This window comes from Adonisia turfae CCMR0081, assembly GCF_011009555.1.
Lineage (GTDB): Bacteria > Cyanobacteriota > Cyanobacteriia > Phormidesmidales > Phormidesmidaceae > Leptothoe > Leptothoe turfae.
Genome location: NZ_QXHD01000004.1, coordinates 2,585,661 through 2,599,138 on the forward strand (window position 1 = coordinate 2,585,661; position 13,478 = coordinate 2,599,138).

At 46.7% G+C, this 13,478-nt stretch carries 10 protein-coding genes and 3 pseudogenes; 6 read left to right on the top strand and 7 right to left on the bottom strand.

Annotation, left to right across the window (positions count from 1 at the left end; all coding sequences use genetic code 11):
- Nucleotides 1-75: 75 nt before the first annotated feature.
- The 3 genes and pseudogenes from DXZ20_RS37490 (at nt 76) to DXZ20_RS15435 (ending at nt 4,495) form a co-directional block, all read left to right on the top strand.
- The gene (locus tag DXZ20_RS37490) at nt 76-669 is read left to right on the top strand and encodes a winged helix-turn-helix domain-containing protein (RefSeq protein ID WP_250565773.1); all 594 of its coding nucleotides are present in this window, start codon (nt 76-78) and stop codon (nt 667-669) included.
- Nucleotides 660-1,111 (top strand): annotated as a pseudogene (locus tag DXZ20_RS37495) (IS630 family transposase); the annotation flags it as partial. The gene DXZ20_RS37490 and the pseudogene DXZ20_RS37495, both read left to right, overlap by 10 nt.
- 279 nt (nt 1,112-1,390) lie before the next feature.
- Nucleotides 1,391-4,495: an NACHT domain-containing protein gene (locus tag DXZ20_RS15435; protein WP_163699081.1), complete on the top strand. Its 3,105-nt coding sequence runs from the start codon at nt 1,391-1,393 to the stop codon at nt 4,493-4,495.
- 409 nt (nt 4,496-4,904) lie between these two features.
- Here the strand turns inward: DXZ20_RS15435 and DXZ20_RS15440 are convergent.
- Nucleotides 4,905-5,294 (bottom strand): annotated as a pseudogene (locus tag DXZ20_RS15440) (M23 family metallopeptidase); the annotation flags it as partial.
- 204 nt (nt 5,295-5,498) lie between these two features.
- Here DXZ20_RS15440 and DXZ20_RS15445 point away from each other — a divergent pair.
- Both DXZ20_RS15445 and vapC read left to right on the top strand, forming a co-directional pair.
- Nucleotides 5,499-5,690, top strand: a complete 192-nt coding sequence (locus DXZ20_RS15445) for a type II toxin-antitoxin system VapB family antitoxin (RefSeq protein ID WP_163699083.1) — start codon at nt 5,499-5,501, stop codon at nt 5,688-5,690.
- Nucleotides 5,686-5,940: pseudogene (vapC, locus tag DXZ20_RS15450) on the top strand (type II toxin-antitoxin system VapC family toxin); the annotation flags it as partial. The gene DXZ20_RS15445 and the pseudogene vapC, both read left to right, overlap by 5 nt.
- A gap of 12 nt (nt 5,941-5,952) precedes the next feature.
- Here vapC and DXZ20_RS15455 read toward each other — a convergent pair.
- From DXZ20_RS15455 to hisI, 3 genes are all read right to left on the bottom strand, one after another.
- The gene (locus DXZ20_RS15455) at nt 5,953-6,861 is read right to left on the bottom strand and encodes a M23 family metallopeptidase (RefSeq protein WP_163699085.1); all 909 of its coding nucleotides are present in this window, start codon (nt 6,859-6,861) and stop codon (nt 5,953-5,955) included.
- Nucleotides 6,862-7,212: 351 nt separating this feature from the next.
- Entirely contained in the window at nt 7,213-8,145 is a 933-nt protein-coding gene (locus DXZ20_RS15460; RefSeq protein WP_163699087.1) for a RuBisCO small subunit-like domain-containing protein, read from the bottom strand.
- A 30-nt stretch (nt 8,146-8,175) separates the two neighbouring features.
- Nucleotides 8,176-8,655 (bottom strand): phosphoribosyl-AMP cyclohydrolase, encoded by a 480-nt coding sequence (gene hisI / locus DXZ20_RS15465; protein WP_163659557.1) that lies wholly within the window; start codon nt 8,653-8,655, stop codon nt 8,176-8,178.
- Between the two features lie 210 nt (nt 8,656-8,865).
- Here hisI and DXZ20_RS15470 point away from each other — a divergent pair, with 210 nt between their 5' ends.
- Nucleotides 8,866-9,573 carry a PEP-CTERM sorting domain-containing protein gene (locus DXZ20_RS15470; protein WP_250565774.1) on the top strand — a complete coding sequence of 236 codons (708 nt, stop codon included), beginning with the start codon at nt 8,866-8,868 and terminating at the stop codon, nt 9,571-9,573.
- Nucleotides 9,574-9,776: 203 nt separating this feature from the next.
- Here DXZ20_RS15470 and DXZ20_RS15475 read toward each other — a convergent pair whose 3' ends face one another.
- The 3 genes from DXZ20_RS15475 to DXZ20_RS15485 all read right to left on the bottom strand — a co-directional run bounded on the left by DXZ20_RS15475 (nt 9,777) and on the right by DXZ20_RS15485 (nt 13,406).
- Entirely contained in the window at nt 9,777-10,340 is a 564-nt protein-coding gene (locus DXZ20_RS15475; RefSeq protein WP_163699090.1) for a Uma2 family endonuclease, read from the bottom strand.
- Between the two features lie 109 nt (nt 10,341-10,449).
- Nucleotides 10,450-12,087, bottom strand: a complete 1,638-nt coding sequence (locus DXZ20_RS15480; RefSeq protein WP_163699092.1) for a nucleoside recognition domain-containing protein — start codon at nt 12,085-12,087, stop codon at nt 10,450-10,452.
- Between the two features lie 194 nt (nt 12,088-12,281).
- Nucleotides 12,282-13,406, bottom strand: a complete 1,125-nt coding sequence (locus DXZ20_RS15485) for an NAD(P)-binding domain-containing protein (RefSeq protein ID WP_163699093.1) — start codon at nt 13,404-13,406, stop codon at nt 12,282-12,284.
- Between the last annotated feature and the right edge of the window lie 72 nt (nt 13,407-13,478).

The following is a 13,478-nucleotide window of genomic DNA, read 5'->3' on the forward strand; positions in this document are numbered from 1 at the left end:
TGTGGTTATGCTTCTATTAACTCGGCGGCCAAAGAGAAGCGGTAAGATAGATGTAATCATCTACCATCCTATTGCATGAGTAAACAAGACGGCAGACATCTGAGTATCGAAACCCAGAACTATCTTCGCCAGCAGGCCATTCGCCTACGCCAGCAAGGTAGGCCTGTTGGTGACATTGCCGACTATCTTGGTGTGAATAAGAGTGTAATCGGCAAGTGGTGGCGTCAATACAACGCCCAGGGAGAGGCTGCGTTGGTGCAGCAAAAGCGAGGCCGTCAACCCGGATCGGGGCAGCATCTAAGTGACGTGCAGCAGGTACACCTCCGTACCTTGATCGAGACGGGATATCCGGAGGATTATGGGATTGAGAGTGCATTGTGGACCCGTCGAGCGGTTCAATCCTTGATTGCTGAGCAGTGCGAGCTTCACATGCCAGTACGCACAGTCGGTGACTATCTGAAGCGGTGGGGCTACAGTCCACAGCGGCCTCTCAAACGGGCTTACGAACAAGACCAGATGCGGTTGCCCAATGGCTTGATGAGGACTATCCAGCTATCAAAGCTAGAGCGAACGCAGAAGAGGCCGAGATCCACTGAGAGGATGAGGCGGGGGTACGCTCAACTGACCAACGTGGTCGAAGTTACAGTCCCAAAGGCAAGACGCCGGTAGCGCCGCATAGTGGTCGACAACGCAGCCGAGTGAACTACATCGCTAGCATCAGCAACGGTGGGATAGTCCGTTTCATGCTCTACACCCAAACCTTCGATGGTCCCCTTTACTTGCGGTTTCTACAGCAGCTTGTACGAACCAGGCAGGGCAAGTTATTTTTAATCGTAGACTGTCTCCCGTTCACACCAGACGGATAGTGCAGGCTTGGCTAGAGGCCCATAACGACGAGATAGAAGTCTTCTATCTACCGGCGTATTCGCCTGATTTGAATCCAGCAGAATACCTCAACAACGATGTCAAGCAGCAGGTGCATGACAAACCACCTACGATGAGTGTAAAACAACTGAAAAAGAGAACAGCTTCGGTGCTCATGCGATTGCAGAAACTACCCGCAAGAGTCAGTCGCTATTTTCGTCATCCAAAGATTGCTTATGCGGCGTAGCTACCACTCCTATTTTCATGCCAGGGTAATATAGGTGGTAGGCACAGAATAAATGTATTTATCTTGACCTGCAATTAGAAAAACTTACTGAGAAAACTCGACAGCTACACTGAAACTTGCAATGGATTCACCCAATATAAGCGTATTATATGAGAAAATTGCAATATATCGTCAGTTTTAGCAGATATACTGGGAAAATTAACATATCCACCCTATTTCAGGTAGATAGACTGACAGTGTCGATCTAATGAGATCTAGCTGCCGTTCACACAAGCTACATTGCTGGCCCAAGCGGACCAAAACGCAAACAATAGTGACAGGGCATTTGGCTTTTTGGAGATTAGAATATTAAAGTCTGAGATGAGAGTCTTGAGACCATTAGGCCTAGACAACATTAAAGTTTGCCTAACAGCAAGAATAGTTAAAAATCATAAACTCACTGAATCAAAGAATGATGGAAAAAAAATATTTTTTGACGAGATCCTAGAATTTGCAAAAAAAAATGGAAACGAAGGAGAAAAAATCGACTTTAAGGCTTATTGGTATAAAGACGATGTGAAACATAAGAATGAGCTGGTTAAGGATCTAATTTCTCTGGCTAATGGAAGTATCAATTCAATTGGCGAGATTGGGTTGCTGGTAGTTGGCTTGGATGAGAGCAAAAACGAAATCCGTCATATTCACATTACTGATTCGAAAGGCAATTCTAAGCCCCAAGGTAAGGTAAAAGATGAAATCACACAAAGACTGAAAAATTACACTAGCCAGCCTTTGAATTTTGACGTTGACTATCATACTGCCGACGGAAAAACAGTCGTTTTTATTACAATTCAGGCTCATAGTTACTTGATTTATCTTGAAAAGGACTTGGAAACCCCTTCGAGAACATACAGCAGAGGAACATTGTTGTATAGGGAAAATGCAATCATAGAGACTGCCTCGCACTCAATTTCTGAAGAGTTTCAAGAAACAATTTCTAGGCTTGATCTTAAAGATAAAAAGAAAAAAGTACTAAAGATACCATCCGTAAAGCCTGAAATAAAGATTGAAGCACGAGATATTCTTAGCTTAATTGTTTCACCTAGAGATATAAAATTTCTTTCTGAAAACAAAGGTATCAAACTTTCGCAAGCCCCCAAAATATATTATGAATACTATACTCTTGCGAGAAAAGGTTCCACAGAAGGGTTTCTCTTTCTAGGAAAATATACTCCAAACAAACATACCTTCCCTCACTTTTTTGAGAAATTTGAGAATAGTTTGCCAGAAAGCCTAGAAATTTTTCTTGTCAAAAAAAGGCAAGGGAATAGGGTTGTGGATAGGAAAAGTGACATATATAAATATTTTAACGAATACAATCTCAATGGAATTCTAGGACAGAATGTTCATTATCTTGATGATATAGTGTGGGACTACACGATAGATGATGAAGATATTGGGGAATCTAGCCAGAGAAGCGATTTTATAGACCAGAAAATCTACCAGCTAACTGATGACACTCTTAATCTTTTACATAAAAAAAGTATTGATTTCTTCTTGGAAATTCTAGATGATTATCGATATTCATCTATCTCGGTAGTTTATGGATCAGGTGGAGTTGGCAAAACAACTTTTTGCAATACGTTAGTCCATAAGATATCTCAAATTGAGAGTATAAGAAAGAAGGCGTTTTATGTAAAAGGTGAAAGAGTTGTTAAATACTTCTTGTCTGAAAAAACAGAAATTAGTTCCCTAAAGGATTTGTACAAGCTCTGCCAAGAAGATAGTCTAGAGTTTAGCCAAATATCGGAAGAGCACTTCAGGTTAAATTTCATTGCAGGTAATATTGTTGTCATTATTGATGCCATTGAAGAGCTTGAATCTGCTCTTAATGAAAAATTTGACTTAGAGCAGTTCTTTAAATCACTAAAAATCTTACATGAACGCTTTCAAAGTACTAAGATCATTGTGACTACTAGAGAACATTTTTTGCCTAAAATAAAAGAGTTAGAGTCTATTTCAAACATTGACTATTATCAGCTCCAAGGGTTTGAGGAATCTGATCTCTTAGAATTCTTAAATAAGCGGTATAGAAGCGAAGCTGTCGAGATTAAGAAGAGAAGAATTAAAGAAGTAAACGGCTTTATTGAGAACAATTCCCTAGTTCAGGATCAGTATATAATCCCATTATTTGTGGATTGGGTTTGTGAAATTGTAGATCGACCAGATCAATCAGCACCAGGTAGAACAGAGTATCTATTTAAGGATAATAAGCTTGACAAGCTTTTAATTAACTTATTGCAAAGAGAAATTGACAAGCAATCTTTAAATATTGACATTGACGGAATGTTTCTATTGCTAGAAGAAATTGTGATTGAGTATTCTGGAAAACTATCTAAGAAAGATTTTGATGAATATATCAAGCTTTCTACTGGGCAGGATAGTAAGAACTACATCAAAAATCCTTTACTGAAACTTTCTAACAATGATATTGAACTGAAATATGACGTTCTTCCTAATCTCATTAAGTCTCGTTTTGTGCATCATGCCCTAGTTCGTAAACAGGCTATGCGCAAAATAGCATTGATATTGAAAGAGTGCTATCAAGGCGAAGGCGATATTTTCCTAAAACTTGTTGAGACACTGTCTGAGGAGAATGTAAATCTAAAGGAGATTATAAAAGATTGTATAAAAGAATTTAAGAATATACTCTTCAATGAGCAACAGAAGGAGGCTGAGAGGGAAAGAATTCGGAAAAGTATTTCAGCACTGCTGTATATCCTTGTAGAGATTGAAAAAGCTGGCGATAAAGAGATTAGAACTCAGTTGATTAAGGATGTATATGAAACAAAAGATTTGATAATTGGGTTGTTTATATATGGAGATTTTGGTGCATTAGACTTTAGTCAAATCAACGTGCAAGATAGTCGCTTTGATGGATATTATTCATTTTTTAAATGTAATTTTCCCGATAAGGATGGAATAGTCTTCTATACGACAAAATTTAGCAATATACATATTCCAAAAACTAAGGGAATAAGAAAAACGTATTTTGACTCAACTTGCGAATATTTTAACTGCAATCTTGATGATGTTTTTACATTAAATGTTTCCAAGAAGACAAAAAAACTTGAAAATTTGAGGAGAGATATCTCGTCTATAATTGGTTATATTGATACCAGTCAAAGATCGCTCAATAAAATAAAGCAAAATTGTAAGGTGACATATCCTAAAGGTATTGAGAAACTACTAGATCTTTTATATAAGGGTGGTTTTCTTAAGACTGTTGAAAAGTCTGGTAGCAAGATGTATAAGCTTAAAAATGAGCTTCATGATGCAATACCCTCCATAAATTTAGGTATTTTCCCAGAAGATCTAGAATCGCTCATTGAAAGTATTTTATAGTTCAGTCCAGGTTAATAGTTTCCTCTAAGTTTGCTTTGAAGCTCTCTTCTATTCTTGTGTTTGAATAGGGCTAGCTAACATAAATAACGCAGGAGCAGACTGAATGAGTAATCTACGGATTGATCAAAAATATTGGCCGCCGCTCACGTGAAGCTGAGCGACAGCTGACTGCAGAAAATGTTAACAGAATTCGAAAATTTTACGAAGCACACCATAGCACAGAATTCTCTTTTTAAGACTCACTCCGGCTTCTGAATTATGCATTCTGGCTGACGCTGTTTTGCCCTAGGGTCGATGCTCAACAATCACACATAGTCGTCAGAGTAAGTTGATGCAAACGTTAAATAACTGTATGACTCGATGACTGTCATCAATCAAGATTTTCTTTTTAGTTTAAGACAACAAAAGACTATTCAACACCCTCAAATCGCCAGGGAACCGGATCAACGGCCACACCATGCACGTAAAGCCTCCAGTGCAAATGCGGGCCAGTTGATGCCCCTGTTGATCCGACTCCGCCAATCACCTGTCTGGCAGTGACAAAGTCTCCTTCAGCAACGTCTATACGACTCAGGTGAATCATAATGCTCAATACGCCCTGACCATGGTCGATACCGATGGTATTCCCGTGGAGTTCGAAGCCATCAACCACTCTCCCTACCAGCCGAATGTAACCCGCCGCTGGAGAGACAACCGGCGACCCGGTGGCGGCCGCGTAGTCCACACCTCGGTGGTAATAGTTTCCAGCAAACTCGCCGTTGTAATATCGCTGAACGCCAAATACGGTACTGACGTAGCCCATTCACTCAGTTGATGTGTCTAACCTGACGTTTCATAGGTTTTAATCCAGATTAAGAAATCACTAGAGAATAGTATGCTAAGGCACTCAGAATAGTTACTTGGGTATAATGCAGATGAACTATCACTGTAGTTGATAGCTATTTGTAGCCATGATTTACAGCCTAATACTCAAATAACCTGAAGCTAATCTATTAAGAAAATCATGAAAACCAGCGTTGAAATAGATGATGCCTTAATCGCCGATGCCTTACAAACTACTGGTCTAACCGCTACCGATCAAGTCATCGAATTAGCCCTAAAAATGCTAATACAACTCAAACGACAAGAAAAAATCAAAGCTTTTCGAGGCAAGCTACTTTGGGAAGGTGACCTCAATCAGATGAGAACAGGATAAAGACTATGCAACAGCTAAAGACCTCCTCTTATCATTGACCGTATTTCAACTCACGAATACCCATTTAGCAATAAGAAGTGCCGATAATTTTCGCACCCTAAGAAAGCAAGGCATCACCATTCGAAAAACAATCGACGTGATTATTGCCACGTTCTGTATTGAAGAGAAACACTCTTTATTATTCTCAGATCGAGACTTTCTCCCCTTTGTGAAGCATCTTGGTCTCGATACTATTCTTACGCCAGAGTAAAGCTCATAAAGACTACTCAACACCCTCAAAGCGCCAGGGAACCGGATCAACGGCCACCCCATTCACATAAAGGCCCCAATGCAGGTGCGGGCCAGTTGATGCCCCCGTTGACCCCACACCGCCAATCACCTGTCCAGCGGTAACAAAGTCTCCTTCAGCAACGTCTATGCGGCTCAGGTGAATCATAATGCTCAACACACCCTGACCGTGGTCAATACCGATGGTGTTGCCGTGCAGTTCAAAACCATCAACCACTCGCCCCACTAGCCGGATGGTGCCCGCCGCTGGAGAAACAACCGGCGACCCGGTAGCAGCAGCATAGTCCACACCTCGGTGGTAATAGTTCTCGGCGAACTCGCCGTTGTAATATCGCCGGACTCCAAATACAGTACTGACGTAGCCCTGGCTAGGACGGGTCAGAGCCCCTTGCCAGTGACGTTCTGGTGTGACGATGCGCTTAAATTCAGCAACGCGGTCAAATTCGTGATCGGTCCCCAGGTCGGTGCTACCCGCCGGAAGCCAAATGCGCTGGGTGGCAAAGGAGCGACCCGCCAGGTTTACCGTTAGGCGGCGCGATGAGCCTGCCGCAGAAACATCCAACGTCAGACGTCCGGGAGTATCGAGCGGACTGGTGGGAATAAAGGCTCGGTAGCGATTGCCGGATACCAGAAAGCTGGGATAATCAGTGCCATTGACCGAAACAACCGGGGCAGTACTAGCCGCTGAAGCGCCGGAGATCACTACCGAGATAGTATCGCCCAGCCTTGGGTTCGTTGGCGAGAGGGTGACATCGTAAGCATGGGCCGCAGGACTCCAAAGGCTACTGCTGGCGACTGTGCCGATCATAACCCCTGTCATCGCGAGAAAAGCGCGACGCCCCAGGCGGGAGGTAATGACAGGACTAATTTTGGGCGGCTTCATAGCTGTTGTGATTGGGATGGATAACAAATTTACCAGTTTCTTGATCCGAGTATGAGAAAATCTGTAAGGCTTATTACTTCGTTCATACTTAATCGAGATATGATCGGAGGGACCCAAAACCGGTTGCTTGGGGTCCCTCCGAGTTCCCCAAACCCCCATGGCTAGGGCCGGGAGGCCGCCCTAGGACCCAACCTACTGGGTTGTCCTCAATTGCATTAAAGTAGGGGTTACGGCGGGGTCGATTAATCAGGTTATCGCATTGTTGTTTGGCACGACATTGTTGGAATATCCGTATCCATCGGGATTTCAAAATTCGCATCCCTTACTGGCCAATGATTTAACCTTTGATGCTTACTCTGGCTTTTGAATTACTTTCTCTAGCTGACGCTGTTTTGCCCTAGGGTCAATGCTCAACAATCTTACATAGTCACCAGGATGACTGGCCAAAAACTGTTCCACCTGGGTTCGCACCTGAGCCTCATGGGCACTGGTAATCGTCGGGCCACTCTGCCAAGAACCCACGTTGAATCGTCTTGCATCGGCAAATTCCAGGCCAATGCGGTGGCCTTGGTGGAGTTGTTGCCGGATGATGTCTATGATGTCTGTCTGTAACGGAGCCGCCTTGCCATTTTGCGGCATCGATCGAGAGCCATTACCGGAGACCGCATTCTGAAAAGGGGTGACGCAGGCGATATCGTTTGCACAGCGATATCCGGCCCGTAAGGCTTGATTGATTTCGACCACATGGTGAGAGAAGCTGCGATCGCTATCGTTAGCATCCGGCAACCGGTCAGCAGCTTGCTGTGTGGTAATCACCGCTCCTGACGGCACATACTTACCGGCGGGAATCTCCACATCCTGGATCAGGGCGTGCATCATCACAATGCAGCCGTGGCCCACCTGGGCATTAAACACCGTCGAGCGAAAGCCAATAAAACACTCATTGCCAACGTAAGCGGGACCATGGATCAACGCCATGTGGGTGATGCAGGTATCATGGCCAATCCATACCGAGTAGGCTTGCTGGTCATCCCCTAAAATGCGTCCCTGCTCTAACCCATGGATAACCACCCCATCCTGAATATTGGTATTCGCACCAATGTAAAAGGGAGCCCCTTCATCCGCACGAATAGAGGTATTGGGGGCGACCATTACATTTTCACCCAGTTGCACATCTCCAATCAGACTGCACTGAGGATGGACATAGGCAGATGCAGCAATATCAGGTTGATCCAGATCGCTATCCCAGGGAGTGGGTGGAGCGGGTTGGTGACGCAGCGGCATGGTACTGTCCTCAGTTTACTGTCCTTCAGTTTAAAGTTGAGTGGGATTAGACGCATCCCCATAGACGGCGACGGGGTTAAACGTTTTGGAGGTTTCTGTAAAGGTGAGAGTAACGGGACCCGCCAGATCGCCCTCGCCAAGAGAAATTTCGCGGTAAAAGCAAGAGCGATAGCCCACATGGCAACTGGCCCCTGAACCGGCCACTTTGACCTTCATCCATAGGCAATCTTGATCATCGTCAATCAACAATTGCTGCACATTTTGCACCAAACCACTGGTGGCTCCCTTGTGCCAGAGCCGCTGACGGCTGCGGCTGTAGTAGTGAGCTTCACCTGTTTCCAGGGTTTTTAGCAATGCGGCTTCGTTCATGTAGGCGTGCATCAAAACCTCGCCGGTGTCAGCATCTGTGGTGACAACGGGGATAAGCCCATGGGCGTCAAACTTAGGGGCCAGGAGCATCCCTTCTTCGACAGCTTCAACCGAGGTACGGGCAACAAATGGAGATGACATAGGACAGAGAGTAACAATAGTTGGGCCTGAGAGCGTTGATTGGCCGTTGATTTGGGAACTGCGGAAGCCTCTTTCTCGGTCTGCTTTACATTCGTAGACACCAACTTTACAAAGAGTTCACATCCACCTCTGTATATTCGCATATTGTGAGAATGATAATCATTCTAATTAAAGATTGAGGTTTTCTCGATGTCCAGTTTTGGCAAGTCAATGGTTTCTCTTACCGGCAAGCTAGGTGGTGCGATTGCAATCGGCACGGCCCTGAGTCTATGCACCCTGACTCCAGCCCAGGCGGCCAGCTTTCGCCTTTCATGGACAGGGCAAATTCTGGGTTATAGCGCTGAGGGGCAATTTAGCTACGACGATGCCCAAACCTATGAAGATGGGATTGTTCGAGGTGACGATTTAGAGGCATTTGACATCGCCTTTTACGATCCGCAAGGCAACCTGATTCAAGAGTTTGAGGATAATCACCTCACCTATTCGGGGTTCAACTTTAATTTCGATACTCAGACGGGTGAGATTTTGCAAGATGGCTCTTTTGATGAGCCGAATGGCATTGATCTTGGAGAATACACGGTTCTATTTGATGAAGCAGGGGAGCCCGTTGGGGCAACGGGGCTAAATTTCTGGTCGGCAGCTCCAGTTGTGGATGGAGAGCCGATTCCCCACGTTCACCTGACTGATTTTGGCGATGAGTTTCCTGACCTGTCGGTGGGCTTTGGTACCCATCTCGATGTGGCTTTCTTTACCCGTACGCGGGCACAGCTTCTGGATGATCCGGGAGCAGGCGAACAACTCGGTCAACGGATGATTGCCACCCAGGTGCCTGAACCAGGTGCATTAGTCGGAATGGGTGCGATCGCACTGTTGGCTCGCCGTTTGCAGCGCTCTAAGGGACAAGCCAAGTCTGTTTGAACCCGCTGAATTATAAATAAATGGTTGACGGCGCTGAGAGGGTTAAAACGTAGAGCTAATGGCTAGCTGGCATTAGCTCTTATCTGGCTAGCCAGCCGCCTATCCAAGCTAGCAGCATTGAAAACGCGATCGCGGAATCACGACTGATGATAGCGAGCAGGCATTTTGTTGAGATGATCGGCAGACAGATAGTGTTCTCGGTTTTACTCCATTAACCAGTTAAACAGCTCTTTTACTGTGAGGTTAAAGTTTTTAGCAAATTCCGGTACTGGCAACTGCATTTCTGGTTCGTCATAAACCACAGTCGGCTGATCCGGTCGATGAACCAAAACGGATTGTTCATCTGAATCAATCAACCACCCCATCTGAGTGCCATGGTTCAGGCAGTGCAGAATATTTTTAGTGACTTTAGTTTGGCTCTGATTCGGTGAAAGAATTTCGATTGTCCAATCTGGAGCAATTGCAAAAACGTTGGCCACCCCGCCATTTTCCTTGCGTGGAATTCTAGCCCATAGGAATACAGTAATATCGGGTACAGTGGAGCTTCCACCAAAAGTACAGCGTAATTCTGTGAAAGCGCGGGCAATTTGCTGGGGTTTGACGGCCAAATTAATGGCGGGCGCTAATTCAGTTTGAATGACGCTATGCTCTCCTTGTGGCATTGGTTTTTGGATAATCAGTCCATCAATGTACTCGCTAGCCGGTTCTGTTTCTGGTAACTGTAGAAATTCTTCGAGCGTCAGCGTTTTAGAAGGAGTTTGTACCATTTTCAGATTCCCATAAGAGGAGTACGAGGACTACGCTACCGTTCCTCTACTTGCCATTTTACTAATACATTAAGCTGTTGTCGCAGTCTAAACACTGCATTGGTTTTGGTCACCCCCAGCGGCCTACCCAGGCCAGCAACATTGAAAACGAGATCGCGGCGATCGCCTGCCGAGCCATCAGCCTTACCGCAAACTGTACTGACTGTTCGCGGGCGATGGTGAGTGCGGTGACCAGGCAGGGCAGCAACACTCCAGCCAGGTACACGCCCGTCAAGATTTGCAGGGGTGTGAATACGGCCAAGGTGCCCGGTTCGGCAAAAAGTAACAATCCGTCTTTGCGAATTGAGGCCAAAATAATGGGTACAGCCGCCTCTGGGGGCAGATTAAACAACCCCATTAGGGGATTAATCCAGTCAGCCAGAAGGGTGATCAGACCCAGACTGTCCAGCACCGAAGCGATCACTGTAATCACCAAAAAGATGGGAATCGCATTGGTGAAAAACTGTTTGAGGGTGCCCTGGGTTTCACGCCAGATGGCAGACCAACGGGGCATTTCTAAAAAGGTGCGCTGTTCGATCATCAATGTATTGTGGACCGAGCGGGCGGCTTTGGGCGCAATCAGACGGGTATAGATCAGGGTGGTCAGGGTTAAATAGCCCAGATAGGGCACCACTAAACCGGGCAAATTGGCTGCGCTGAACACACCCAGGGTGGCTCCAAACTGGTAGGAACAGGCCGCGCCAAATGCGATCGCACTCACACAGGTCTGCCGAGAACAGCTGGAACAGGCACGAGTACTGATCACGGCGGGCACATTGCAGCCAAATCCCATAATCACCCGTACCAAATCTCGCCCGGATAGGCCAAACGGTCGCAGGAGTGGGTGCAGCGCTACGGTAATGCGTTCCACTAACCCACTTGCTTTATACGCGCCTAAAAACAGAGCGTACAGAATCACCGTAGGCACCGCCCAGACAAATAACAGCGGCCCCATGGTGACCAGGCCATAGCGGCCAATCAAAATCTCTTGTAGCAGTGATGGTGTTTGAGACAGAACCGTAATCAGAGGATCTAATCCAGCTTGTACAAGGGAGTCCAGCACCCCTGCCACCCCATTAGCCACACCAACGGCAAGGACGGCAGGCAACAACAATAAAAGTACTGCCAACAACCAGCCCCAGCGCCGATGTTCTAGCCAGGTAGGATGGGGTTCAATGTACCAACCCGCTGGGATCGGGTGCCACTGTTGGGGAAAAACGGTCGGTGTCTGGAGTGCCCCTAGAATCTGTTGACGCTGATCCGAACTTAAATGGCGAGCATCCACAGGAATAAATCTCACCTGGGCAGCTTGTTCCCAACGTTTCACCACCTGCTGGGTAAACTCAGAGGCCATGACCTTATCCCAGAAGGTGACCACTACCAACCCTTGCTTCCCGGCAACTAACGGTAGCAGGTCCGCCAGGTCATCATCGATATGTGTGGCTTTGACCAACAACACAATGGTGTCATGGGCCTGGAGTTGGGCCAGGGCCGCTCGGGTGGTGGCGGTGTCGGCACGAAAGAGAATGCCGGGGGTGTCGATCAAGAGAGTATCGCCTAACCGATAGCGATCGCAGGCAATGGTTGAACCCTGAATATTGGTACTGGTGGGGCATTGGCCGGTGAGGGCCGCCGCTAGGGCAGATTTGCCAGTACTTTCTTTGCCGATGAGGACAATTGTTTGCTGGGCAGGCAAGGTATTGGGCATGGGGATGGGGAGTGGGAAAGGGGGAGGAGATGAGTAGACGGGTGGATGGGGTACTTCCTGACACCTGACTTGGGCATGGAGAGAAGAGGAGAAGGGAGAGGAGAAAGGTGCAAGTTCTTAGTTCTTAGTTCTTAGTTCTTAGCTCTTAGTTTTGAGTTGGTAGCTGAGGAGAAGAATTCAAAATTCAAAACTTGCTAACAAATGCAGTCGTTGTCGCAGCAGGAGAGATCGTCGAGAAAGAGTCCGGCCTGGCGGTAGGCATCAAGGGGGGTGGGGTCAATGCTGAGACGCTGGGCGATCGCATTGGCGATGACGGCAAACCGCTGACGAAATTTATAAATAAAGCAAAAAATCAGGTCGCCATGGCGGACGGAGGGACCACTCACAAACAGACCTGGGGTAAGGGTAGATTCGTCATTTTCCGTGAGGGCTGCATAACCTTTGGACCAGTCGAACAGTGGGGAAATCTGTTTCAAACTGGTGTCGAAACCGGTGCAAAGAATCGGGGGATGGGCCGTCACCCACTTCTGGTATTCGCTGTAGACCGCATAACCACCGGAAATGGGTTTGACCTCTTCAATGGGGGCGTTACCCACTAGGTCCAGGCGACCGGTGTTATAGACAAATTCCAGACGCTGCAGGGTGTAAGGCGATAGGGATACGCTGGGGTCGGTGTCGGGATTTGCCCAGGCTCCGGTGCGATCAAGCACGCCGACTTTCTTTCCTATGGCCACTAAATTGGCCGCGGCATCCATACCGCTTTCATAGCCGCCGATGATGATGAATTCATCCCCTTCTAAATCGGTCCACGACTGAATTTGACTATTGTGGACACAGTGCTCTGCCCCTGGGAAGGTATTGAGACGGGGATATTGATATTCTCCGGCGGCCCAAATCACAAACTGTGTGGATATTTCGCCGCTGCTGGTGCGCAGGGTAAAACCTCCCTGGGGCAAATGTGTAACGCTCTGCACATCTATCTCAGTCTGAATCGGCAGCTCAAAGTGATCGGCAACGGTCTGCAAGTACAGTGCATACTGTTTGCCGCTAATGTGTTCGCGGCGAAATGCGATCGCAGGCGAAGTCTTCAATGTGACTGCATTCAGGTCGAGCAGCCCAAAGCCATGGCTGGGAAATGACGGGGTGATGAAGTTCATCTCCTCAGGCCAGCGGCTAAAGGAAGCGCCCACCTGGTGTCGGTCTAAAATTGTGAAGTGCTCTAGACCCAGCTCTTTGAGCACAACGCCACAACCAATACCGGCGGCTCCCGCGCCGACAATCACAACGTCATAGGACTGATCCGTTTGGGGATGGCTCACACTGGGTTACCCGAATTACTGAAGATACGAGAATGATAATCATTATCAAATTCTTTGTCTAGGGGCTGTCAG